Genomic DNA, 23,692 nt, shown 5'->3' with positions numbered 1-23,692 from the left:
GTGTTTCACATCCTGCCGCCGCTGAAGACCTGAAGAGTCCGACGCTCGAGAAGATCGTGCGGACAAAGACGATTACCATAGGTCATCGCCAGGACGAGTTGCCATTTTCTTATGTGACGCCGGATGGCGTGGCGCGCGGATACTCGATCGATCTGTGCCGGGAGATTGCCGAACATGTCCGTCAAACGCTCAAGCTCGATACGATCAAGATAGATTATGTGGTAGCAACGGCGGCTACGCGGTTTCTGCTGGTCAAATCCGGCAAGATAGACATGGAGTGCAGCGCGACCACCAACAACGCCGAACGGCGTGAACAGGTGGCCTTCTCCTATCCTCACTTCATCACCGCCACCCGTTTCGTGTCAAAAAAATCGAGCAGCCTCAACACCATCAGAGACCTTGCAGGTCGCACAGTCGCCTCAACGACAGGCACCATCAACATAGCGCAGCTGCAAAATCTCAACAGAGCGGAAAAGCTCAATATCTCAGTATTGATCGCGAAACTGAATTCGGAAGCATTCGCTGCGGTAGAAAATAACCGAGCATCCGCCTTCGTCATGGATGATGTTCTACTGGCCGCTAACGTGGCATTCTCGAAGTCGCCCGAAGACTACGTGATTTCCAAAGACGCGTTCGGCCCGCCCGAGCCTTATGGCATTCTTTTGCCCAAGGACGATGAAGCGTTCAAAACTCTCGTCAACGAGGCCTTGTTCTCCGTTTTTACCAACGGCGGGGCAGAAGCGATCTACAATAAGTGGTTCATGTCTCCCGTGCCGCCGGACAATCGCAATTTCAATCTTCCTCTCTCCCCGGAGTTGAAGGCTGTGTTCAAGGAGCCGAAGGAGTATCTGCAATGAAAATGCATATCATCCGTTGTCTCTTGCTGGTTTCGTGCCTTGGTGTCGCTATTGGGGTAAAGGCTGAAGACAAGAAATTCGAAACACCGACCCTCGACAGGATCGTCCAGACCGGCAAGATCAGGATCGGCTACGGATCGACTGCGCCTTTCTCGTTTCTCAACGCGGATGGTCAGGTCGTAGGTTACTCGATCGATCTCTGCCGAGGGATTGTAGAAAAGCTGAAAGACCGTCTGAAACTACATTCGATCGATATCGAGTTCGTGCCGCGCACACCCAGCAATCGCGTGCAGTTGTTGAATGATGGTACGATGGACATCGAGTGTAATGCCAGCACCAACACCTCGGAACGGCGCAAGAGCGTCGCTTTTGCCTACAGCCACTTCTATGGTGCCACGCGCTACGTTTCCCTGCGCAAGAACAACCTCAAGCAGCTGGATGATCTGAAGGGACGGTCCGTCAGTGTGGCGCTGGGAACCGTCAATATCAACGAAATCAATGAGATCAGCCGCAAACGGAAGCTGAATATCTCAACCGTTCCGGTGGATAGTCTGCAAGCTGCCTTCGACATGGTGACGGACGGACGCGTTGCAGCCTTCGCGATGGATGAAGTTCTTCTGAAAACGATGATCGCCCGTACGCAGTCACCCTCCGATTACGTGCTTTCCGAAGAGCAGGTGACGGAACTTCAGCCGCTTGGCTTCATGATGCGCCTGAACGACGAGGCTTTTGTCACAGCAGTCAACCAGGCCCTAAACGAAATCTACAAGTCCGAGGCGGTCAAGGGGATCTACAGCCGCTGGTTCGAGGAGCCGATGCCCGGGCTGAACATCAATCTTGAACTTCCCATGAGTCCATGGCTGATTGAGGCGCTGAGAAGCCCTCAAACGTTGAAATAATGCGACGTCGGAATGTCTAGAAGGACCGTTGGCTTTTCCTGTGATCGGTAATATTTGAAATGGCGTAGCTTACGCTGAGCGCCGAGCATCATTTCCGGTCCAGAACACCAAAAGGTTTGGATCAATGACCGTCTAGCGGTCATCGATGCCGCGCGACCGACGCCTAAACGATGCTCTACTCATCGCCACAGATCAAGGCAGCTTTCATTGCCCTTAGGGCAAACGTCTTTGAAGGTGGCCTCGCTATCGGCATCACGTTCCGCGTAATGCGCACGCGCAGCGCAACATGAACGGTCAGGCCGATCAAGCCCAACCATTCCGTGCGCGTTCTTGATGACGCATCTGCTCACGCCACGACCCTGCACCCGGAAAACACGATGCAATGAAATTGAAAACGGCTGGGCTTTCGGTGAGCATGCAGCCATCGATACTCATCGCTGGCACGTACTCTTGGGGACTAGTAGAGACAGTCTCATTTCCGTTGTTCGCCAGATGTGGGGTCGATGCGGACAGGCTCTAAAGGAGCGCCAGTTTCCGCCAGCACGATAGTTTGTGCAACAGAACAAGCGCCGACGCTACAAACCCACGCGTAGGGATGTCGGAAAGACTGCCTTTCGCCTAGTTCAAGGCCCTATCGCTTACTCGTGCTGACGGAGGCCGGGATCATTCGTCGGCGCTCAGCTCTGCTTGTTCCTGGCCATTTCACTTTAATTTTTCCGGAACCAATGCTGGAGGGCTACGTTCGAATTGGCAGGAGACGCGCCGTGTCAAACGGACGCGATGGTGCTGAAGGACATCGGGATTTTTCCGTTTTCTCTCGGTGGCCAACGAATGGGCAGACGAGCTTCTTATCCATCCGGCCGTCTCCGCTTCACTCTGCCAAGGAGGTTTGGACGTGGAAAAGACCGAAACGCGAAAGCTTGCGGAAGAATACATGCTCCTCGGTGGCACCCGCCAGGTCATGATCGACGACAACAAGACATTTGTTCGACAGTACGACCATGAACCGGCAGAGGCCGAACGCTTCTGGCAGGAGCGCATCGCGACGCTCGACAAAGAGCGGATTGCGGATGTCGAGTTCTTTCTGCCCTCGGTTAACTCCGATGTGGAGCCCTAATCACATCCCGTTGAAATCAGAAACTAGGAAGGAAATTCTTATGACTTCGATTAATTCTGCAAAAATCGTCATTCTTGCGACAGATGGTTACGAGCGCTCCGAGCTGCGTGTTCCATACGAGCAGCTGAAGAACAAGGGTGCAGACGTCAAGATCGCCTCCATCAAGGACGGTGAGATCAAAAGCTGGGACGAGAAGGACTGGGGCGATTCCATCAAGGTCGATCTCCTCGCCAAGGACGTGCGCATCGAGGATTTCGATGCCCTCGTGCTTCCCGGCGGTCAGATCAACCCGGATGTCCTGCGTACCAGCGACGACGCGATGCGAGTAGTGAAGGACTTCGTCAAGTCCGGCAAGGTCGTCGCGGCTATCTGCCACGCGCCATGGCTCCTGGTTGAGGCCGATGCCGTCCGTGGACGCGAGGTAACGTCTTACGGTTCGATCAAAACCGACGTGAAGAATGCCGGCGGCATCTGGAAGGACGAAAAGGTCGTTTGCGACAAGGGCATCGTTACATCGCGCAATCCAGATGACCTGGACGCTTTCGTTGCCAAAATCGTCGAGGAGGTCGAAGAGGGCCGCCACGATCGCCAGGCAGCATAAGCTATTCTTCATAGGTTGAAGAACACGAAGGGCTGGTGCGCCGTATGCGTGCCAGCCCTTTGCGTTGTGCGCTTTATGTGCGGCTGAGGTGAATAGGGATGCCAGAATAAGGTAGCACACCACTCACGAGTCGGAAGGCCTCACCCACCCATGATCAATCGCGCCACATTTTTGCCTTATTTAGGCCACGCTTTGGTCTTGGAAACGTTTCAGGGCGCGCTCAAAATTAATATTTCCCAATAAAAACGGTTTATTTTTAATTATTTTTTATGTGCGACGCCGTAAATTTGCTGCGCTGCATATAAGAAATATTATGTGCTTCTTATTTGCCATGATCCTACGAAATCGATCCTCCTGACTCGGATGACCAGTAAACCGGAAGAACAGTTTTAATAAAGACGGCCGGGCAATACATGCAAATGTCGATCATGCGCAAATTGCATGGCACGGCCTCGTACTTGTTCCTTTTATAGGCGTTCACCAATAGTCTCAGTCAACATCATGTGAGGAATTTGGGGCGGCCGTTTTTGAGGTGCCGGGTCAGCGTGCCTCACAAAAAATTCAAAAGCACCAAATTCCGACCACAGACTTGTTATCTCATGAAGGCTCAATGACGCGCCCAACGGGTACCGACCTATCGCAAAACATAAATGGAGTTCTCTCTATGAAGTCCGCGACTCGATCGGCTGTTTCGCCGCTTAGTGGTTCTGAAGAGTCTGATGTGAGCTTTCCCATCGGGGGCATCGTGAAACGCAGTTTCGATGTGTCCTCGGCACTGCTCGCGCTTCTTGTCCTCAGCCCGATCTTTCTCATGATCGTGCTCTTGGTCAAACTATCTGACAAGGGACCTGCTTTTTACGGCCATCGCCGTATTGGCCATAATGGCCGTACGTTTCATTGCCTGAAATTCCGCACGATGGTCTTGAATGGAGACGAGGTGCTGAAACAATATCTGGCTTCCGATCCGCAAGCAGCGGAAGAATGGCGCCAGACCAGAAAACTGAAGAACGATCCGCGCGTGACTGCGGTCGGCAGCGTTCTTCGCAAGCTGAGCCTCGATGAACTGCCACAGCTCATCAACATCATTCGTGGTGAAATGAGTGTTGTCGGTCCTCGTCCTGTCGTGGACGAAGAGCTCAACTACTATGAAAGTGCCGCGCGCTACTATCTCAGCACGCGTCCTGGTCTCACCGGTCTCTGGCAGATTAGCGGTCGTAATGACGTTTCCTACAAGGAACGCGTGGATTACGACACGCAATATGTTCAGAACTGGTCGATGATGAAGGACATTTCCATCATCATGAAAACCGTGCCTGCTGTCTGCATGTCCCGCGGCAGCTATTGAAGCCAGAATAGATACTTGGCATGCCGCAGGACTCCCACCTGTGCCATGCCTTGCGGCTGCGACCGGACTAGCACCGGTCGCGCATTCACTTTTCAAGGCATCAACATGGAGTTTTACATGGTTGGCACTGCCGACGAAGCCTTCTCTAAAACATTGCGCAAAGGCGCCGCGTTAGCTTTTGCTACGGCTCTGTTGCTAACCGCTCCGTTAGCTGCGCTCGCACAGGATGGACAATACCGCCTCGGAACCGCTGATAAGCTTCGCATCCGCGTGGCCGAATGGCAGCCGGCAGATGGCACCATCCGCAACTGGGATGTGATCAACGGCGATTACTCCGTTGGGCCTTCCGGCACGCTTTCGCTGCCTTTCATCGGCCAGTTGGATGTTGCCGGAAAAACCCCGGGGGAGGTGGGGGAAGCGATTGGTGCGGGGCTTCAAAGCAAATTTGCGCTGCGCAACCTCCCGTCGGCTTCCGTTGAAGTTGCCCAATTCCGCCCGGTTTTCCTGACGGGTGACGTCCAGACGCCAGGCGAATATCCCTATGCCCCCAATATGACGGTTTTGAAGGCGGTCAGCCTTGCAGGGGGACTGCGCCGCTCGGATGCAGGTCAGCGTTTTGCGCGTGACTTCATTAACGCGCGCGGCGACGCTGCCGTCTATGACGATCAGCGTGGTCGCCTTCTTGCCCGGCAGGCACGCTTGCTCGCCGAAGTGAGCGGTGATCAGCAGATCAAGAAGACGCCAGAGATGGAGAAGGTCATCAATATCGACGCGCTCTTGGAAAGCGAAAGCGCGCTGATGAAGTCTCGCACAGAGCGCTATACGCTTCAGTTGAAGGCGTTGAAGGATCTGCGTGAGCTGCTGGATTCCGAAGTCGAGTCTCTGCGCAAAAAGGCAGAGAGCCAGCAACGTCAGTTGCAGTTGGCCAATGAAGACCGTGAGAAGGTCAACCGGCTCAACGAGCAGGGTCTTGCGCTTGCTCAACGCCGCATCTCTGCCGAAGAGCGCGCAGCCGAGGTCGAGGCAACGCTTCTTGATATCGATACCAATGCGCTGCGCGCCAAGCAGGACATCAACAAGGCGATCCAGGACGAAATCAATCTGCGAAACGACTGGGAAGCTCAGCGTTCCAAGGAATTGCAAGACACTCAGGCCGAATTGCAGAAGCTTAACCTGCAGCTCTCCACCAGCCGCGAACTCATGTCGGAGGCCCTCGCGCAGTCGGCGGAAGCTTTACGTTTCGATCCGTCCGGCAAGTCTGCCTCGATTTCCTATGTGGTCGTTCGTGAGGACAATGGACAGTCGAAGGAAATCAAGGTCGACGAAACCACGGCTCTCCAGCCGGGCGACGTCATCAAGGTTTCCTCGGAAGTGCTGATGCAGTGAGGCTGCGATGCGGATTGCGAAATCAGCACTGATCGATCCTGATAGAAGTGGGCTTTATGGAACGGCGGCGGTTGCGCTGTCGTTCTTTGTCTTCGCCTATTCCTCGAAATTCGGACAGATATCGATCCTTGCCTATTACGCCGTCTGGCTGCCACTGGTCGTGGTGGATTACCGCAGAGTACTCGGCAATTATGCGCGCTACTTCTGGATATTTGCCTTCGGAATTCTGGCCCTCATTTCGAGCTTCTGGTCGGATGCCATGTCGGTCAGCCTGCGGGCCTCGATCCAGTATATGACCCATATCGTCTGCGCGCTGATTGCCATGCGCGTCATTTCTATCCAAACGCTGACACGCGGCGCATTGATCGGCATAACTATTGTTTTGCTCTATTCGCTTCTCTTCGGTACCTATCTTTTTGATGCGCTGGATGGCACGACGAGCTTCGTTGGGGCCTTTTCTTCCAAGAACCAGTTGGGTTTCTATGCTTCGCTGGGCGTTCTCTTCGCCGCAGCGTCGGTGCTCGTCCTTCGCCAAAAAGGCTTGTGGTGGCCGGTTGCGGGCGTCGCAGGACTGATCTCGTCCTACAGCCTGCTTGCATCTCAATCGGCGACATCGGCCATCACCACGGCGGCTGTGGTCGTTCTGATGGCGGGTCTTCTGCTATTTTGGGTCTTGTCTCCCGGTAACCGAAAGACGCTCTTCTTCGCTGCCGTGGGTGTGGGTGGCCTGTTTGTGGTCGCAGCACTGCAATTCGGTCTGTTCGACGCGATTCTCGGCGCTTTTGGCAAGGACACCACGTTGACGGGACGCACCTATCTCTGGCAGCAAGGCATTGAGGCTGCAAAGCGCGCGCCGATTTTCGGTGTCGGTTATCAGGGTTTCTGGGTGCCGGGTTTTTCAGATGCCGAACGCCTCTGGGACGATTTCTTCATTACTGGTCGTAGCGGCTTCCATTTCCACAATACATATATCGAGGTGGTGGTGGAGAATGGCTTCGTCGGTCTTATTCTGCTGGCGATCCTGCTTTATGGAACACTGCTGGGTCACCTGCGCTCAATTCTCATGCGCAACCAAGATCCACAGGCGCTAATCCTGTTTTCCCTATGCGCCCTTTTTGTCGTCCGATCCTTCGTCGAAATCGACATCATTTTCCCCTATCAGGTAGGCTCCTTCTTGTTGTTCTTCGCGGCTGGAAAACTCTGCCTGCCGCGCCGTGCGCCGCTTCCCGCGTCGCCCTTTCTGGCAGGTATTCCGGTACGGCCAATCATTGGCGGATGAAGAATCTTCTCATCTCTCAACAGGAGTCTGTTGGACTCCTGTTGACTCTTTTGTGATGATAGAACAAAAAGTGAACATTAGTTTTTTAGCGTGGAATGCTCTGAGAAGTTTCGTGTCATGCAGAAGCGCGCAGAACAGCTTGTTGTGGAGGAATTGCGAGAAAGACTGGAGAGGATCACCCAAGGTCCTGCCAGACAGCAGCAGACTCTGCCTTTCAATATTCCTGCCATCGATGAGCGTCTTCCCGGTCAAGGCCTGAAGCTTGGCAGCTTACATGAGATAAGCGGTGGGGGAAATGGTGCCGTGGACGGTGCGGCTTCTGCGCTCTTCTGCGCAGGCATTGCGGCGCGCCTGAAGGGAAAGATTCTCTGGTGTGTGACACGGCCTGATCTTTTTATGCCGGCCCTCACCCAGGCAGGGCTTTCCCATAACCGGCTGATCATCGTCGAATGTCGTGACGAAAAAGGTGTTCTGGACTGTTTCGAGGAGGGGCTTCGCTGCAACGGCTTTGGTGCGGTGATCGGGGAAGTGTCTAAACTGCCTATGAATATGTCACGGCGGTTACAACTGACGGCGGAAGCCTCAGGCGTGGCAGCGATTGCGCTTCGCCGCTGGCGCCATGTGAGCGGTCTGGACGATTTCGGTCAGCCGACCGCCGCTGTCACCCGATGGCGCATTTCCATGCGCCCCTCCACACCGTTGCCCGTGCGCGGAGTAGGGCGGTCACGCTGGTTTCTGGAATTGTTGCGTGTCCGGGGTGGCGAACCTTTTGAACTCGAAGTGGAAGCCTGTGATGCAGAGGGTCGTCTCGCTATACCTGCCGACATGGCAGACGGATCGATACCGCAGAATGCTTGGGAACGAAGCGCCGCCGGTTGAGACCCCGGTCGTCATGATCGCCCGTCAGGCAAGCCGTCGCCTTGTGGCTGCTCTCGATAGCGCTGCGATGAAAGCGGGCTTGCGTCCGGGAATGCCAGCTAGCAAGGCGCAGGCCATTCTGCCGGGCCTGATCGTCGAAGACCTGAAGCCGCTGGAGGATGCAAAAGCTCTGGAGGATCTGGCCTTCTGGTTTTTGCGCATCTACGCCCCCATCGTTGCACCCGATGCGCCTGATGGGCTGGTACTCGATACAACCGGTGCCGATCATCTGCATGGCAATGAGAAGCTGATGCTGACCGGCATGATCAATCGCTTGCATGCGCTCGGGTTTAGGGCCCGTGCGGCAATTGCCGAAAGCTGGGGCGCGGCTCATGCACTTGCGCGTTTCGGGCGCGAGGCCGTCACCATTTTACCTGAAGGTAGCGTGAGAGAGGCTCTTGCCCCGCTGCCACTTTCCGCCTTACGGCTGGATGCACATCTGGTCAATGAATTGAAGGTTTTAGGATTTCGCCGGATTGGAGAACTGGCAGCCGCCCCACGTGCGCCGATTACCTTGCGGTTTGGCCCTGAAGTGGGACGCAGGCTGGATCAGGCCTATGGCCTGCTTGCGGAACCGATAGGGCCTGTCCGCGTGGCGGAGCTGGTGACGGTAAAGCGCTTCTTTCCCGAACCCATCGGTGCTGCCGAGACCATCGCCAAATACACGAGACAGCTTGTGTCTGATCTTTGTCTGGATCTGGAGAAGCGCGGCTTAGGTGCGCGCCGTGTCGATCTTCTTTTCCATCGTGTTGATAGCAGTCTACAGGCCATCCGTGCAGGAACCTCGAGACCCGCACGTGATATCAAGCAATTGTCACGTCTTCTCACGGATCGTATCGAGACGATCGATCCGGGTTTCGGTATCGAAAAAATGATACTCACGGCAACCCATGCCGAGACGCTTCTTGCCGGACAGACACGCTCCATTCTTCTGGAAGATGCTGGAGGGGATATTGGCGAGGCTGTCGATATCATCCTCAACCGTGGTCACAGGGTTTATCGCTATGCTGCCGTTCAAAGCGATGTGCCGGAGCGTTCCGTTGCCAGAATTCCAGCGGAGACTGTGGAAGACGCGCCTGGCTGGCCGGAGTATTGGCCCCGCCCGGTGCGACTGCTGTTCAAGCCGGAGCCGATCCAGACCGTGGCGCTTCTGCCCGATCATCCTCCCAGAAATTTTACATGGCGGGGTGTGCGCCACATCGTGAAGCGGGCCGATGGGCCGGAACGTGTGTTCGGGGAATGGTGGAAGCGCGACCGTGAACTTTCGGCGGTGCGCGATTATTTCCGTGTGGAAAACGAGAGCGGCGAGCGCTTCTGGATATTCCGTTCCGGTGATGGCGAACACAGCGATACCGGCTCCCAGAACTGGTTCATGCATGGATTTTTCGCATGAGCGCGCGTGTCCGTTACGCCGAGCTTCAGGTGACGTCGCATTTTTCCTTTCTGCGGGGCGCGAGCTCCTGCGAGGAACTGTTTGCGCAGGCCAAGGCACTCGGCATAGAGGCGCTGGGCATTGTCGATCGCAACAGCCTTGCAGCCATTCCTCGGGCACACAAAATCGCTAAAGAGCTTGAGCTTCGGCTCGTGGTCGGCTGCAGGCTGGATCTCACGCAGGATGTCTCCGTGTTGGTCTATCCAACCGATAGGGAAGCCTATGGTCGGCTATGCCGCCTGCTGACATTCGGAAAGAGAGACGGCAAGGCGGGCAAGTGCTCGCTTACATGGAGCGATCTCGTCGCCTACGGCGAAGGGATGATCGTGGTTCTGCTGCCAGATGAGACGAGTGAAGGCCTCGCCAGTCATCTGCGTAGGATAAAAGCGGATTTTGCCGATCGCGCCTATGTGGCGATGAGCCTGCGCCGACGGCCCAATGATGCACTGCGCCTCCATGAGCTTTCGCAGATGGCGCAACGCGCCGGTGTGGCAACAGTCGTCACCAATGACGTTCTGTTTCACGAGCCCGGTCGGCGCATGTTGCAGGATGTCGTCACCTGCATTCGCCACAACTGCACCATCGACGATGCCGGCTTTCGGCGCGAGCGGCATGCGGATCGTTATCTGAAGCCGCCGGAGGAAATGTATCGGCTTTTTTCTGCCTATCCGGATGCGCTGGAAAATACATTAAAGATCGTAAAAAAATGCCGATTTTCGCTTGCTGAATTGGAATATCAATATCCGGACGAGCAACAAGTCCCGGGGATTACGGCTCAGGAAGCACTGGAAAACTTCGTTTGGGAGGAGGCGCCGAAGCGCTATCCTGATGGTGTGCCGGAAAAGGTGGCAAAGACACTCCGGCATGAATTGGCCGTCATCGCCAAAAAGAAATACGCAGCCTACTTTCTGACCGTCAACAAGATCGTCCGGCGGGCGCGGGAGATGAAGATCCTCTGTCAGGGACGGGGATCTGCGGCCAACTCCGCCGTGTGTTTTGTTCTCGGCATTACCGCAATTGATCCAAAGGAAAGCGACCTTCTGTTCGAGCGCTTCGTTTCTGAAGACCGCGACGAGCCCCCGGATATCGATGTCGATTTCGAGCACCAGAGGCGCGAGGAGATCATTCAGTGGATTTACGATCACTATGGGTTTGACAAGGCAGCGCTTTGTTCTGTCGTCACCTGCTATCGCGGCAAGGGTGCCATCCGCGATGTGGGAAAGGTGCTTGGCCTTCCAGAAGACCTGACCAAGCTCATGTCCTCGCAGATATGGTGGTGGACAGAAGGGACGGGTGAGAAGCACGCCAAGGAGTTGAACATCAATCTGGAGGATCGGCGCGTCAGGCTCGCCTTTGATCTCGCGCGCCAGCTTATCGGCACGCCTCGCCATTTCAGTCAGCATCCGGGCGGCTTCGTATTGACCCACGACCGGCTGGACGAACTCGTTCCCATTCTTCCCGCTGCCATGAAGGACAGGCGGATCATCGAGTGGGACAAGGACGATATCGATATCGTCAAATTCATGAAGATGGATTGTCTCGCGCTTGGCATGCTCTCTTGTATGCGTAGAGCCTTCGAGATGCTGACCGAACGTACGGGGAAAGAGTTCGGGTTGACCAGCATCAAGAACGACGATGAGCCTACCTACGACATGATCTGCAGGGCTGATACGATCGGCACATTTCAAATCGAGAGCCGGGCGCAGATGTCGATGCTGCCCAGACTGAAGCCACGTAGACTTTACGATCTAGTCATACAGGTCGCAATCGTTCGCCCCGGACCGATCCAGGGTGACATGGTGCATCCTTATCTTCGGCGAAGAGAGGGAAAGGAGGAGGTGGTCTACGAGCGGCCTGAACTGGAGAACGTACTCAAAAAGACCCTCGGTGTTCCTCTCTTTCAGGAGCAGGCGATGCGTGTAGCAATCGAATGCGCCGGTTTTAGTGCCAATGACGCGGACCGTTTGCGAAGAGCCATGGCCACTTTTAAAAACGTAGGGACGATCAACGAGTTTCAAGAAAAGCTCGTTCAGGGCTTGGTGAAGAATAAATTCAGCGAAGACTTCGCTAAGCGTATCTTCAAGCAACTGGAAGGTTTCGGCAGCTATGGCTTTCCGGAAAGCCACGCGGCGTCCTTCGCATTGATTGCCTATGCATCGGCGTGGATGAAGTGTCACCATCCCGATATTTTTTGCGCAGCGCTTTTGAACTCTCAGCCCATGGGCTTCTATGCGCCTGCACAGCTTGTCCGCGACGCGCGTAATCATGGTGTCGTGGTCCGACCTGTCTGCATCAATGCCAGCCGCTGGGATTGCACGCTGGAGGAAGAGACCGGACCCGACCGCGAGGCCGTGCGGCTCGGCATGCGGCTGGTGAAGGGTCTTTCAAACAAACATGCCGGCGATATCATCGCCTGCCGCCAGGATAAGCCATTCCAGTCTATCGATGATCTCTGGAGACGGGCAGGTGTGCCGGTTGCCGCGCTGGTTTGTCTTGCCGAGGCTGATGCGTTTTTGCCGTCTCTCGGACTTTCACGCCGTGAGGCGCTATGGGTCATAAAGGGATTGCGCGACGAGCCTTTGCCACTCTTTGCAGCGGCCGCAGCGAGAGAAAACGCCTTGATCGAGGAGTTGCAAGAGCCGGAGGTAAACTTGCTGCCTATGACGTCAGGCGGAGAAGTGGTGCAGGATTACGGTCATATGGGCCTCACTCTTCGCGAACATCCGATGAGCTTTCTGCGCCAAGACCTTGCCCGAAGGCGGATCATCACATGTTCTGAGGCCTATAAATCCAATGATGGGCGCTGGCTGGAGGTCGCGGGCCTCGTCCTTATCCGTCAGCGCCCCGGTTCGGCAAAGGGCGTCATTTTCATGACGCTTGAAGACGAGACTGGCATTGCCAATGCGATTGTCTGGGTCAAGACCTTCGAGAAGTATCGTCGCGTCGTCTTGTCGGCGAGCATGGTCGGAATTTACGGCAAGCTCCAACGTGAGGGCGAAGTTGTCCATATCGTCGCCCATCGCATAACCGATCTTTCCAATATTCTGAGAAGCGTGGGAGAGAGGGACAAGCCGTTTCCGCTACCGCATGGGCGTGGGGATGAATTCCATCATGGTAGTCCGCCGACACGAGACAAGCGCGGCTTGCCGCCGAGATCAGTCCAGACAAGTGATGAAGACCACATCACCATCAAGGGCCGCAACTTCCACTAAAAAACCGCGAGTCTTATTGGGCCCGGAGAAGACACCTTGTCTCTTCGTCTAAACCAGTCGTGTTCTTTCGAAAAATCGATCGCGATTTTCAGCCCGGTTGCTGCATCGTTCTCGCCAGCGTTATAGAACAGCGCTTTTGATCCGGTCCTTGCCAACCTCGATGACGTGGCGCATGGCCTTCACGGCTGCGGCTTCATCGCGTGCAGCGATAGCGTGGACTATTCTAAGATGGTTGGCGGCGATCTCTGCGATGGTTGCTGGGGCAGAGGCGGGGGACGACAGCTTGAAGGAGATGGCGAGTGCCGCTTCGATCAAGCCGCTTGCCGAGCGCATGAAGGGATTGCCGGAAATGCTGGCGACCGCCAGATGAAACTCCAGGTCGATCTTGGCGATGCTTTCGGCAGTGTGGGCGGGATTGTCAAATTTCGCGGCGATCGCGTAGAGCGCGACGATGTCTTCGCTGGATGCATGCCGTGCTGCTGCGGCTGCTGCGGCAGGCTCAAGCGCGAGGCGAATTTCAGCCAGATGCTCGATGAATTCTGGATCCAGCCCCGCTTCGCAGCGCCAACCCAGAACATCGGGATCGAAGAAATTCCAGCTCGATTTGTCAAGAACGCGTGTGCCGACCTTCGCTTTCGCCTCGACAAGCCTTTTGGCGGCCAGCGTTTTCATCGTCTCTCGAAGTACCGTTCTCGATACGCCGAAGCGAAGGGAAAGCTCTGCGTCGTTGGGAAGAAGGGAACCCTCCGGTATCAGGCCCGAAACAATGGCGCTGCCGAGCTCCGCCACGACATGCGCATGGCTATTGCGCCGCTTTCGTCCCGATATGGTGTTTTCCAGTAGCCCCAAAAACTATCTCCTTCGCTGCTGCTATGCCGGGTGAGCCGCCGCCATTCTTCTGTTTGAGTACCAGATGATTGTGCGTTGCAAAACGATGAATATGAACAGAAGTATTCCGATGACAATTTTAGTCCACCAGGATGAAAGCGTGCCATCGAACACGATATACGTTTGAATAAGTCCCTGGATCATCAGGCCGATGAAGGTGCCGGCGACAAGACCTGTTCCGCCGGTCAAAAGCGTGCCACCGATGACCACGGCTGCGATCGCATCCAGTTCCACACCGACGGTTGCCAGAGAATAACCGGATGACGTGTAGAGCGTGTAGACGATGCCTGCGAGACCGGAGAGAAAGCCCGATAGCGCGTAGATGCCGATCGTCGTCTTCGCTACCGGGACGCCCATCAGTTCAGCCGATTGCTGGTTTCCGCCAAGCGCATAGACATTGGCGCCAAAGCGGGTGCGGGCTGCCACAAGCATTCCCACCGCAAAGACGATGAGCATGACGATGGCAAGCGCGGTCAACCGACCCCCGCCCGGAACACGAATATAGAAGCCCTGGATGGCATCGATGACCGGATGCGAGATCGGCACGGAATCGGTAGAGATGAGATAGGCCGCTCCACGCGCCAGAAACATGCCTGCCAGCGTGACGACGAAGGGTGGAATGGACAGAAAGCGGATCATCACGCCCATCAGACTGCCGAAAATCGTTGATATGACGAGCACCGCCAGGAAAGCGACGAGGGGGTGAACCCCGTATCCATTAACCAGCACTGCAACGAAGACGCTGGAAAAAGCGATGACAGAGCCGATAGACAGATCGATGCCACCCGACAGGATGACGAACGTCATGCCGACCGCGGCGATGCCGAGAAATGCATTATCCGTCAGAAGATTGCCGATGACCCGTGTGCTGAGGATCCCGGGATATTGGGACACGCAAAGAGCATAGGCGATGATGAAAATCGCCAGCGTGGTAAAAAAGGGAAGGTTGCGGGTGTGGATCATCGCGTTGCTTCTCCTTTGTTGGCGGTCGGTGCCGGCGTGACCGGACTTTGTTTTTTCGGTGTCTTGGCAAAGCCGAGCAAAGTAACGAGCGCCGGCGATTGAAGCGTCAGGACCACGATGATGATGCCTGCCTTAATGATCAGGTTGAATTCCGGCGGGAAGCCTGAGACGAGAATACCGGTATTGATCGTCTGGATGATCAGTGCGCCGATGAGCGACGCGGTGATCGAGAAGCGACCGCCATTGAGCGACGTGCCGCCGATGACCACTGCAAGGATCGCATCGAGTTCGAGCCAGAGTCCGGCATTGTTGGCATCTGCACCACGAATGTCAGCGGTCACGATCAGGCCGGCGATTGCCGCACACAGGCCGGAAATTGCGTAGACGAAGAACAGCAGGAAGCGGGCACGAACACCAGCAAGTGCTGCCGCGCGGCGATTGATACCGGTTGCCTCGATCAGGAAGCCGAGTGCGGACTTGCGCACCAGAAGACCGATCAGAACTGCGCTCACAACCCAGATGACGACGGGTAGCGGGACGCCTGCGAAGGAGCCGGAACCGAGAGCTGCGAAGCTGTCATTGTTGAAGGTCAGAATGACCCCTTCGGTAATCAACTGCGCAATACCGCGGCCCGCCACCATAAGGATGAGGGTTGCGATGATGGGCTGGATATCGAGAACTGCAACAAGGATACCGTTCCAGATGCCGCAGGCAACGCCGACAGCCAGCGAAACTGCAATCACCACCGGAATGGAATGCCCGGCGCTGATCAGCGTTGCTGCAACAGCACCGCAGATGGCGATGACAGCGCCGATCGAAAGGTCGATACCTTTGGTGGCAATGACGAGTGTCATGCCGATTGTCAGTAGCGCTACAGGTGCGGCACGGACCAGAATGTCGATAAGGCTGCCGTAAAGACGGCCATTCTGCATGGAGACGTTGAGAAAGCCCGGTGAGATCACCGTGATCGCCGCAAGAATGATGAACAGCGCAATGAACTGCGGCGCCAATCTCTTTAATTTCAATGTCACGCTTTTCATCACGCGGCCTCCGTGTGAGCGGACGTGGCAATCGCCTTCATGATGTTTTCTGCAGTCACATCGGATCCCTTGAGTTCTTCAACATGGCGACGGTCCGACAGGACGATGACGCGATGGGCGACAGCCGTCAGTTCTTCCAGCTCCGAAGAGATGACGACAAGTGACATGCCTTCCCGGCAAAGCTTCTCGATCATCTTCAGGATTTCGGCATGCGCGCCGATATCGATACCGCGGGTCGGTTCATCGAGAATGAGAAGCCGAGGCTCGGTTGCCAGCCAGCGGGCAAGGATCGCCTTCTGCTGATTGCCACCGGAGAGAAACTTGATTGGACGTTCGCGGTCGGCGGGGCGAATGTCGAGCGACTTGATGAAGTCGTCGGCCAACGCTGCCTTCTGACGCTTGGAGATGGGCCGCATCCAGCCTTGTCGGGCTTGCAAAGCGAGAGCGATATTATCGGCGACGGAAAAATCACCGATGATGCCATCCGTCTTGCGCTCTTCGGGACAGAAGCCGAAGCCTTGTTCGATTGCCGCTTCCGGCGACAGGATAGAAACCTGCTTGCCATCGATAGTGGCTGTGCCGCTTTCCGGCTTGTCGATGCCGAAGAGAAGGAATGCGGTCTCACTGCGGCCAGAACCGAGCAGGCCTGCGATACCGACCACTTCTCCCGGTCGAATATCAAGATTGAAAGGCTCAACGCTGCCACGCTTGCCATATCCCTCGAATTGGATGGCGGGAGGACCGTCGACAACATCGCTATCGGACGGCTGGCGGTTATGCGTGACATTCTGCAATTCGCGCCCGAGCATCATGGAAATGAGCTCACCTCTTGGCAGCTCTGAAATGGTGCGCGTTCCCACGAGCTTGCCATTGCGCAGAACGGTGACGCGGTCTGCAATGTCATAAACCTGGTTGAGGAAGTGCGTGATGATGACGATGCCGAGCCCTTCGGCGCGCAATTGTCTGAGCACCGTGAACAGCATCTCGACTTCGTGACTGTCGAGACTGGCCGTCGGTTCGTCGAGAACAAGAACCTTGCCGGAGAGATCGACAGCCCGGGCAATAGCAATGATCTGCCGAATGGCGACCGAATAGCTGGAGAGCAGCGCATTGACGTCAATATTCAGGCCATAGCGACCAAGCAGCTTCTGAGCCCCGTCGCGCATCGTGCGCTTGTCGATCAGGCCGAAGCGGCGCGGCTGGCGACCGAGGAAGAGATTTTCGGCAACGGTCAGATTCTCAAGGAGGTTGACCTCCTGATAGACGGTGCCGATGCCAAGACCCTGTGCTTCACCGACATCGGCAGGGGAAATCTCGTCGCCGTCGAGGCGCACTGTTCCTTTGTCGCGTGTATAGACGCCGGTCAGGATTTTGATAAGCGTGGATTTACCGGCGCCATTCTCGCCGAGCAGCGCGTGGACTTCGCCCGCACGCAAGGTGAAGTCGACATTGTCGAGAGCGGTTATGCCGAGGAAGGACTTACCGATGGCACGTGCTTCCAGAAGGGACGGTTGTTCGGACATTCTGAAGCATTCCATTGAAGAAAGAGCGTGGATGGAAACGGTGCCGAAGCACCGTTCCGATCGCTGGCTTCTGTCGGACGGCATCCGAGGATATGGCCTGTGGCCTCACATGCGTGAAATGTGCCGTGACGGAAGCATGAGAGCATTTTGGGGTGAGCCGAGGTTCACCCCAATTGGTCTTAGTAGCCGAGGCCCTTCTTTGCTTCGTAGACCTTCATCGGATCGTCAGAGGCCGTATAGAGCTTGGATTCCGTCTGGATCCACTTCTTTGGCTCTTTCTTGTCCTTCAGGTAAGCATCGAGTGCATCGAAAGCAGGACCAGCCATGTCAGGCGTCAGTTCGACGGTTGCGTTGGCTTCACCGGCGGCCATGGCCTTGAAGATATCCGGAACGGCGTCGATGGAGACAACCTTGATGTCTGTGCCGGGCTTCAGACCAGCTTCCTTGATGGCCTGGATCGCGCCGACAGCCATGTCGTCATTGTGGGCGTAGACAGCGCAGATGTTCTTGCCGCCGTTTTCAGCCTTGATGAAGCTTTCCATGACTTCCTTGCCCTTGGTGCGGGTAAAGTCGCCGGTCTGCGAGCGGGTGATCTTGATGTTCTTGTGCGAAGCGATGGCTTCTTCGAAGCCCTTCTTGCGGTTGATGGCAGGCGAAGAGCCGGTCGTGCCCTGAAGCTCGACGACGTTGCAGTCCTTTGAACCGACATCCTTGACCAGCCAGTCGCCCGCAACCTTGCCTTCGTGAACCTGGTCGGAGGTCACAGCGGTCAGGTAGAGGCTGTCTGGTGCTTCGATCTGGCGGTCGAGAAGAATAACAGGGATGTTTTCTTCCTTGGCTTCCTTCAGAACAGCATCCCAACCGGTGGCCACGACAGGTGCGATCAGAATGGCATCAACGCCCTGAGCGATGAAGCCACGAACGGCCTTGATCTGGTTTTCCTGCTTCTGCTGCGCATCGGCGAATTTCAGAGTGATGCCACGCTTTTCAGCCTGCTGCTTGGTAACGGTAGTTTCGGCCGCGCGCCAACCCGATTCGGAGCCAATCTGCGAGAAGCCGACGGTGAGCGACTTTGCGGATACGCCGGAAGCGAGGCATACGGAGAGAGCGACGGTAACCGCCGCGAGTGCTTTTTTCATCTTCATTCCTCCCAGAGATGATGTCGGCTGACGAAGCGATATCAGCATATAGTAATATCTTTGGGAAGACACTTTTCACGAAATATCGCGCTTTACGCTAACCCAGGCCAAGCTACCCTGAAAAATTGCTATTAAATTCAATGATTTAATTTAGTAATATTTTTTTCTTGAGCGAACGGGTAAGGCCGGGTCGTTCCTTGACAAGTCCGCCGTTGCGGAAATAGTAATACGAATATAAAGAACTGATTGCGGCATTGACCGCATGCTTCAATTGCCGCACATCAGGCAAGGGAAGACAAAGATTGAGGCGGGAGGAATCGTGCTGCTCGTGAGCGGATTTTTGAGCGAACTGGAAGGATCGGACCAATGTTCGCCTTGCAAGACGCGTCGGTTTTCGCGAGACGTGGCGATGGCCCAATTTTCGACGATTCATCATGAATTCGTCACACTCCCGTTGACCTACCCGTTCGCCACTTCCGGCTGGAGACCCTTATCATGACAGACTCTAAAAACCTGACCGCACCGCAAGGAAAGCTGCGCTCGCGCGCGTGGTTTGACAATCCGGCCAATGCCGACATGACCGCGCTTTATCTTGAGCGTTACATGAACTTTGGTCTGAGCCAGGCTGAGCTTCAATCGGATCGTCCGATCATCGGTATTGCGCAGACGGGTTCCGACCTTTCCCCTTGCAACCGCCACCACCTGGAGCTGGCGAATCGCCTGCGCGAAGGTATCCGGGAAGCCGGCGGTATTGCTATCGAGTTTCCGGTTCATCCAATCCAGGAAACCGGGAAGCGCCCGACGGCTGGTCTCGACCGTAACCTTGCCTATCTCGGTCTCGTGGAAGTGCTGTATGGTTACCCGCTCGACGGCGTCGTTCTGACGATCGGTTGCGACAAGACCACGCCTGCCTGTCTCATGGCGGCGGCCACCGTTAATATTCCGTCGATTGCCCTTTCCGTCGGCCCGATGCTGAACGGCTGGTTCCGTGGCGAACGCACCGGTTCGGGCACCATCGTCTGGAAGGCTCGCGAACTTCTGGCGAAGGGCGAGATCGATTACCAGGGCTTCGTCAAGCTGGTTGCCTCCTCCGCGCCGTCCACCGGTTATTGCAACACCATGGGCACGGCAACCACGATGAACTCGTTGGCCGAAGCGCTCGGCATGCAGCTTCCGGGCTCTGCGGCTATCCCTGCGCCTTATCGCGACCGCCAGGAAATTTCCTATCTCACGGGTCTTCGCATCGTCGAGATGGTTAAGGAAGATTTGAAGCCTTCCGACATCATGACCAAGGATGCCTTCATTAACGCCATCCGCGTCAACTCGGCTATCGGCGGTTCCACCAACGCGCCGATCCATCTTAACGGCCTCGCTCGCCATGTCGGCGTCGAACTGACCGTCGATGACTGGCAGACCTACGGCGAAGAAGTCCCGCTTCTCGTCAACCTTCAGCCAGCTGGCGAATATCTTGGCGAAGACTACTATCATGCCGGCGGCGTGCCTGCGGTCGTCAACCAGCTGATGGAGCAAGGCCTCATCATGGAAGACGCCCTGACCGTCAACGGTAAGACGATCGGTGAGAACTGCCGTGGCGCGATCATCGAAGACGAAAAGGTCATCCGTCCTTACGATCGTCCGCTGAAGGAGCGTGCAGGCTTCCGTGTGCTGCGTGGCAACCTCTTCTCGTCCGCGATCATGAAGACTAGCGTGATCAGCCCGGAATTCCGTGAGCGCTATCTTTCCAATCCAAACGATCCGGAGGCTTTCGAAGGCCGTGCGGTCGTGTTCGACGGTCCGGAAGATTACCACCACCGCATCGACGATCCGTCGCTGGGTATCGATGCGCAGACAGTTCTCTTCATGCGCGGCGCTGGCCCCATCGGCTATCCGGGTGCTGCGGAAGTCGTCAACATGCGCGCGCCGGACTACCTGCTTAAGGAAGGTGTCAACTCGCTGCCTTGCATTGGTGACGGTCGTCAGTCCGGTACCTCGGGCAGCCCGTCTATCCTCAATGCCTCGCCTGAAGCGGCGGCAGGCGGCGGTCTTGCCATTCTGCAGACCGGCGACCGCGTTCGCATCGATGTGGGTCGCGGTACCGCCGATATCCTGATCTCGCCGGAAGAACTGGCCAAGCGCTACGAGGCGCTGAATGCCAATGGTGGTTACAAATATCCGGATCACCAGACGCCATGGCAGGAAATCCAGCGCGGCATCGTCGGCCAGATGGAAACGGGTGCCGTTCTCGAGCCCGCCATCAAGTATCAGCGCATCGCCCAGACCAAGGGCCTGCCGCGCGATAACCATTAAATCGTCGTTTGGGTATGCCGAGGCAATTCGGCATACACAGCCTGGCCGCCGGTTGATCTTTAGCCGGCGGCTCTTCTTTATCTGCTGTCTGACGTCATGACGGTAATCTCCCCGTCGCTTTTGATCTTCACTGCAGAAAGCCGTCGCGTCATGAACGCGCCCGTATCGACATTCACCCGGTTTTCAACCATCGCGACGTTGCGCACCGGCGTGTGACCGTGAACGGTCAGAAATGGGTTCGGTACCGACGGCGCTCCCTGCTGACTTGGCCTGATCCAGAGGAGGTTCTTATCCTCCTGCTGTTCGATGGGAACGTCGTTTAGTAGCCCTGCATGGACGAAGCACAGTCCGGGCACTGCGATGAGCGAAGGGAGGCTGGCGGCAAATGCGATGTGATGGGGCGGAATGGCTTGCTGTACTGCGGCCCGTAATTGTCGATTATCGTCTGGTAGCCAGGGAATGCCGTAGGATTGCAAGGTTTCAATACCACCAAACTCCAGCCAGCGATGATCCCGATGTGGATTGCGAATGAAATCCAGCATCGATTCCTCGTGGTTTCCTGCCAGGCAAAATCGCAGCATGCCGTCCGGCTTTGTCGTGATCAATTCTTCAAGGACGGCTGACGACTTCGGTCCGCGATCGACATAATCGCCGAGCATGACGATCCACTTCGCACCCGTCTCCTGTGCAGCATCGGCCTGTATCTTGTCCTGCAGGATGTGAAGAAGATCCAGGCAGCCGTGGACATCGCCCACTGCATAGATGACCTCCGGTCTTTCGGAGAAGAAAAGCTTCTGGCGCATGTGGAACCATATGATCTGAAGAAAGGGCGAGAGCCGCAATATCGATTTCAAGCCTTAGAGCACTTCGCGCCCAAAGGGAAACGCTCTGCCGGGCTTCATCGGGCCAAAGGCGGCAGTCCTTCCCGCGCTCGGATAAGCTCGATCAGATGACGCAGTGCGGGGTGGTTTTGTCGTCGGCTGGGGTAGTACATGTGAAAGCCCGCCCCCGTGGATGACCATTCAGGCAGGACGATCTCAAGTCGTTTCTCTCGCAGTTCAGCTTCAGCCCGCCGTTTCAAGACATAGCCAAGACCCAGACCGTCGGCGGCGGCATCGATCGTTGTTTGCGTATCGCTGATCGTGCAGTGACCTGGCACGTCGATCCGTAACATGGCGTCTCCATTGCCAAGCTCCCATCGGAAGGCGGAGTTGTCGCCCAGCAGCAGACGCAGGCAGGAATGCCGCTGAAGATCCTCGGGTCGTCTCGGTCGCCCATGCCTATCGAGATAGGTCGGCGCCCCGACGATCACCCACTCCAAGGGTTGGGTGAGGGCGACTGCTATCATATCTTCCGGAACAGTGTCTCCATATCGTATCCCGGCGTCGAACCCTTCGGCCACCATATCGACAGGTCGATTTTCCACAACGACCGTAAACCGGATGTCGGGCAACAGGTTGCGAAAACTTGGAAGGACCGGGCTTAACAGGAGGCGACTGGCGTCTGAGGGAATATTGAGGCGAAGCTCGCCGAACGCGCTGGCGTGCATGTCGTCCATCTCGGAGAGTGCCGAGCCGATTTCGTCGAAACCCGCCTCCAGTCGCGCGGCGAAGCGTAGACCCGCAGGCGTGGGAGCGACGCTTCGGCTGGTGCGATTGAGAAGCTTCGTGCCAAGACGCTCTTCCAGCCGGCGGATCGCGTGGCTGAGAGCAGACGCGGTGATTCCCAGTTCGATCGCTGCCGCCTTGAAGCTGCGACGCCTCACTACGATGGAAAAGGCAGCAAGGTCCGGCAGTTCGGACCGTAAAAACGGCAGCATGAAGTGAATTCCGTTCAGTGCATCGTTGAATGTTGTGCAAGGATAAGCACTTGCTTCTGGACCTGCAAGGCATAGGGTCGGGTTCAACGAAGCCGTGCGGAGGAGAACGTCATGTGGCATGAATTGAAGATCCCGGATTTAAGAGACAGAGCCATTCTCGTCACGGGTGCCTCGACGGGCATCGGCGCAGCCGTGGCCAAAGCCTTCGCTGCACAGGGCGCGAGGGTCGCCGTCCACTACAATGAAAGCGCAGCCGCCGCCGAGGCGGTTGTCGACGAGATAGCGCGTGGAGGTGGGAATGGAATCCTCATCCAGGGCGACGTGTCCAAGCCCGGCGAGAGCGAACGTGTTGTCGAGGCCGCAGCGGAAAATCTCGGTGGGCTTGATGGACTCGTCAACAATGCTGGCGGTATGCTCGGTCGCGTACCAACGACGGAAATGGATGATGCCCATTACGCCCGCGTCATGGACCTTAACGCCCGCTCGGTACTCGCCGCGACGCGCGCGGCGATTCCGTTTCTGAGGCGGCGACAGGGTTTCGTGATCAATACCACCTCGATTGCGGCCCGCAATGGCGGCGGTAATGGAGCAATCCTCTACGCTGCCGCCAAAGGTTTCGTCTCAACGATCACCCACGGCCATGCAAAGGAGTTCGTCGGTGATGGTATCCGCGTCAACGCCGTTGCACCCGGCATTATCTCGACGCCCTTTCACGATCGCTACACGAGCGCTGAAATGCTGGATACCCAGCGACAAAGCGTCCCGATGGCTCGTGTCGGCACACCGGATGAATGCGTCGGCGCCTATCTCTTCCTCGCCTCACCACTTCTGTCCGGCTACATCACAGGCCAGATTATCGAAGTGAACGGTGGGCAACTCATGCCGTAAAGGCACCTATGCTCCTCCCAATTCTTGTCATCAAATATTGCCGACTGGCGTCTCGCCAAGGTCGTCGATTTATCATTGG

19 protein-coding genes are annotated in these 23,692 nt (G+C 56.3%); 12 read left to right on the top strand and 7 right to left on the bottom strand.

The features are described from left to right. Positions 1-56 precede the first annotated feature (56 nt). From QZ869_RS18420 to QZ869_RS18375, 10 genes are all read left to right on the top strand, one after another. Complete coding sequence (locus tag QZ869_RS18420; protein WP_296098243.1) at positions 57-857, top strand: amino acid ABC transporter substrate-binding protein; 801 nt, start codon at positions 57-59, stop codon at positions 855-857. After that, positions 854-1,756: an amino acid ABC transporter substrate-binding protein gene (locus QZ869_RS18415; RefSeq protein WP_296098245.1), complete on the top strand. Its 903-nt coding sequence runs from the start codon at positions 854-856 to the stop codon at positions 1,754-1,756. The genes QZ869_RS18420 and QZ869_RS18415 overlap by 4 nt, the downstream gene beginning before the upstream one ends. Before the next feature lie 895 nt (positions 1,757-2,651). Continuing rightward, on the top strand, positions 2,652-2,873 hold the full coding sequence (locus QZ869_RS18410; RefSeq protein WP_296017349.1) for a hypothetical protein: 222 nt from the start codon (positions 2,652-2,654) through the stop codon (positions 2,871-2,873). A gap of 40 nt (positions 2,874-2,913) precedes the next feature. After that, positions 2,914-3,474, top strand: coding sequence for a type 1 glutamine amidotransferase domain-containing protein (locus QZ869_RS18405; protein ID WP_296039602.1), 561 nt, complete (start codon positions 2,914-2,916; stop codon positions 3,472-3,474). A gap of 664 nt (positions 3,475-4,138) precedes the next feature. Next, positions 4,139-4,819, top strand: a complete 681-nt coding sequence (locus tag QZ869_RS18400) for a sugar transferase (RefSeq protein ID WP_296017346.1) — start codon at positions 4,139-4,141, stop codon at positions 4,817-4,819. A 117-nt stretch (positions 4,820-4,936) separates the two neighbouring features. Beyond that, positions 4,937-6,205: a polysaccharide biosynthesis/export family protein gene (locus tag QZ869_RS18395; RefSeq protein ID WP_296017344.1), complete on the top strand. Its 1,269-nt coding sequence runs from the start codon at positions 4,937-4,939 to the stop codon at positions 6,203-6,205. A 7-nt stretch (positions 6,206-6,212) separates the two neighbouring features. After that, positions 6,213-7,484, top strand: a complete 1,272-nt coding sequence (locus QZ869_RS18390; RefSeq protein WP_296098252.1) for an O-antigen ligase — start codon at positions 6,213-6,215, stop codon at positions 7,482-7,484. A 117-nt stretch (positions 7,485-7,601) separates the two neighbouring features. Then, complete coding sequence (locus tag QZ869_RS18385) at positions 7,602-8,363, top strand: ImuA family protein (RefSeq protein ID WP_296017341.1); 762 nt, start codon at positions 7,602-7,604, stop codon at positions 8,361-8,363. Next, positions 8,278-9,795 (top strand): DUF6504 family protein, encoded by a 1,518-nt coding sequence (locus QZ869_RS18380; RefSeq protein WP_296098255.1) that lies wholly within the window; start codon positions 8,278-8,280, stop codon positions 9,793-9,795. The genes QZ869_RS18385 and QZ869_RS18380 overlap by 86 nt, the downstream gene beginning before the upstream one ends. After that, the gene (locus QZ869_RS18375; protein ID WP_296106433.1) at positions 9,792-13,046 is read left to right on the top strand and encodes an error-prone DNA polymerase; all 3,255 of its coding nucleotides are present in this window, start codon (positions 9,792-9,794) and stop codon (positions 13,044-13,046) included. The genes QZ869_RS18380 and QZ869_RS18375 overlap by 4 nt, the downstream gene beginning before the upstream one ends. 120 nt (positions 13,047-13,166) lie before the next feature. Here the strand turns inward: QZ869_RS18375 and QZ869_RS18370 are convergent, their stop codons facing one another. From QZ869_RS18370 to ytfQ, 5 genes are all read right to left on the bottom strand, one after another. Continuing rightward, positions 13,167-13,895 carry a FadR/GntR family transcriptional regulator gene (locus tag QZ869_RS18370; protein ID WP_296017336.1) on the bottom strand — a complete coding sequence of 243 codons (729 nt, stop codon included), beginning with the start codon at positions 13,893-13,895 and terminating at the stop codon, positions 13,167-13,169. A gap of 21 nt (positions 13,896-13,916) precedes the next feature. Continuing rightward, positions 13,917-14,897 (bottom strand): galactofuranose ABC transporter, permease protein YjfF, encoded by a 981-nt coding sequence (yjfF, locus tag QZ869_RS18365; RefSeq protein WP_296017334.1) that lies wholly within the window; start codon positions 14,895-14,897, stop codon positions 13,917-13,919. After that, a complete protein-coding gene (locus QZ869_RS18360; protein WP_296106431.1) occupies positions 14,894-15,937 on the bottom strand; it encodes an ABC transporter permease in 1,044 nt (347 codons plus the stop codon). Before QZ869_RS18360 ends, yjfF begins: the two co-directional genes overlap by 4 nt. Beyond that, positions 15,937-17,460, bottom strand: a complete 1,524-nt coding sequence (locus tag QZ869_RS18355) for a sugar ABC transporter ATP-binding protein (RefSeq protein ID WP_296080259.1) — start codon at positions 17,458-17,460, stop codon at positions 15,937-15,939. The genes QZ869_RS18360 and QZ869_RS18355 overlap by 1 nt, the downstream gene beginning before the upstream one ends. A 179-nt stretch (positions 17,461-17,639) precedes the next feature. Continuing rightward, positions 17,640-18,605, bottom strand: a complete 966-nt coding sequence (ytfQ, locus tag QZ869_RS18350; protein WP_296017328.1) for a galactofuranose ABC transporter, galactofuranose-binding protein YtfQ — start codon at positions 18,603-18,605, stop codon at positions 17,640-17,642. A 489-nt stretch (positions 18,606-19,094) separates the two neighbouring features. Here ytfQ and QZ869_RS18345 point away from each other — a divergent pair, with 489 nt between their 5' ends. Beyond that, on the top strand, positions 19,095-20,906 hold the full coding sequence (locus tag QZ869_RS18345; protein WP_296017327.1) for an IlvD/Edd family dehydratase: 1,812 nt from the start codon (positions 19,095-19,097) through the stop codon (positions 20,904-20,906). Between the two features lie 77 nt (positions 20,907-20,983). On the opposite strand, the gene QZ869_RS18340 is transcribed toward QZ869_RS18345, so the two are convergent. After that, the gene (locus QZ869_RS18340) at positions 20,984-21,709 is read right to left on the bottom strand and encodes a metallophosphoesterase (RefSeq protein WP_296106427.1); all 726 of its coding nucleotides are present in this window, start codon (positions 21,707-21,709) and stop codon (positions 20,984-20,986) included. A 95-nt stretch (positions 21,710-21,804) separates the two neighbouring features. Further along, positions 21,805-22,725, bottom strand: a complete 921-nt coding sequence (locus tag QZ869_RS18335; RefSeq protein WP_296106424.1) for a LysR family transcriptional regulator — start codon at positions 22,723-22,725, stop codon at positions 21,805-21,807. A gap of 111 nt (positions 22,726-22,836) precedes the next feature. Here QZ869_RS18335 and QZ869_RS18330 point away from each other — a divergent pair, with 111 nt between their 5' ends. Continuing rightward, positions 22,837-23,613: an SDR family oxidoreductase gene (locus tag QZ869_RS18330; protein WP_296106421.1), complete on the top strand. Its 777-nt coding sequence runs from the start codon at positions 22,837-22,839 to the stop codon at positions 23,611-23,613. The last annotated feature ends 79 nt before the right edge of the window (positions 23,614-23,692 follow it).

Origin of the sequence: uncultured Agrobacterium sp. (assembly GCF_913777885.1) — a bacterium.
GTDB lineage: Bacteria > Pseudomonadota > Alphaproteobacteria > Rhizobiales > Rhizobiaceae > Agrobacterium.
This window is presented reverse-complemented; position numbering and strand designations above follow the sequence as displayed.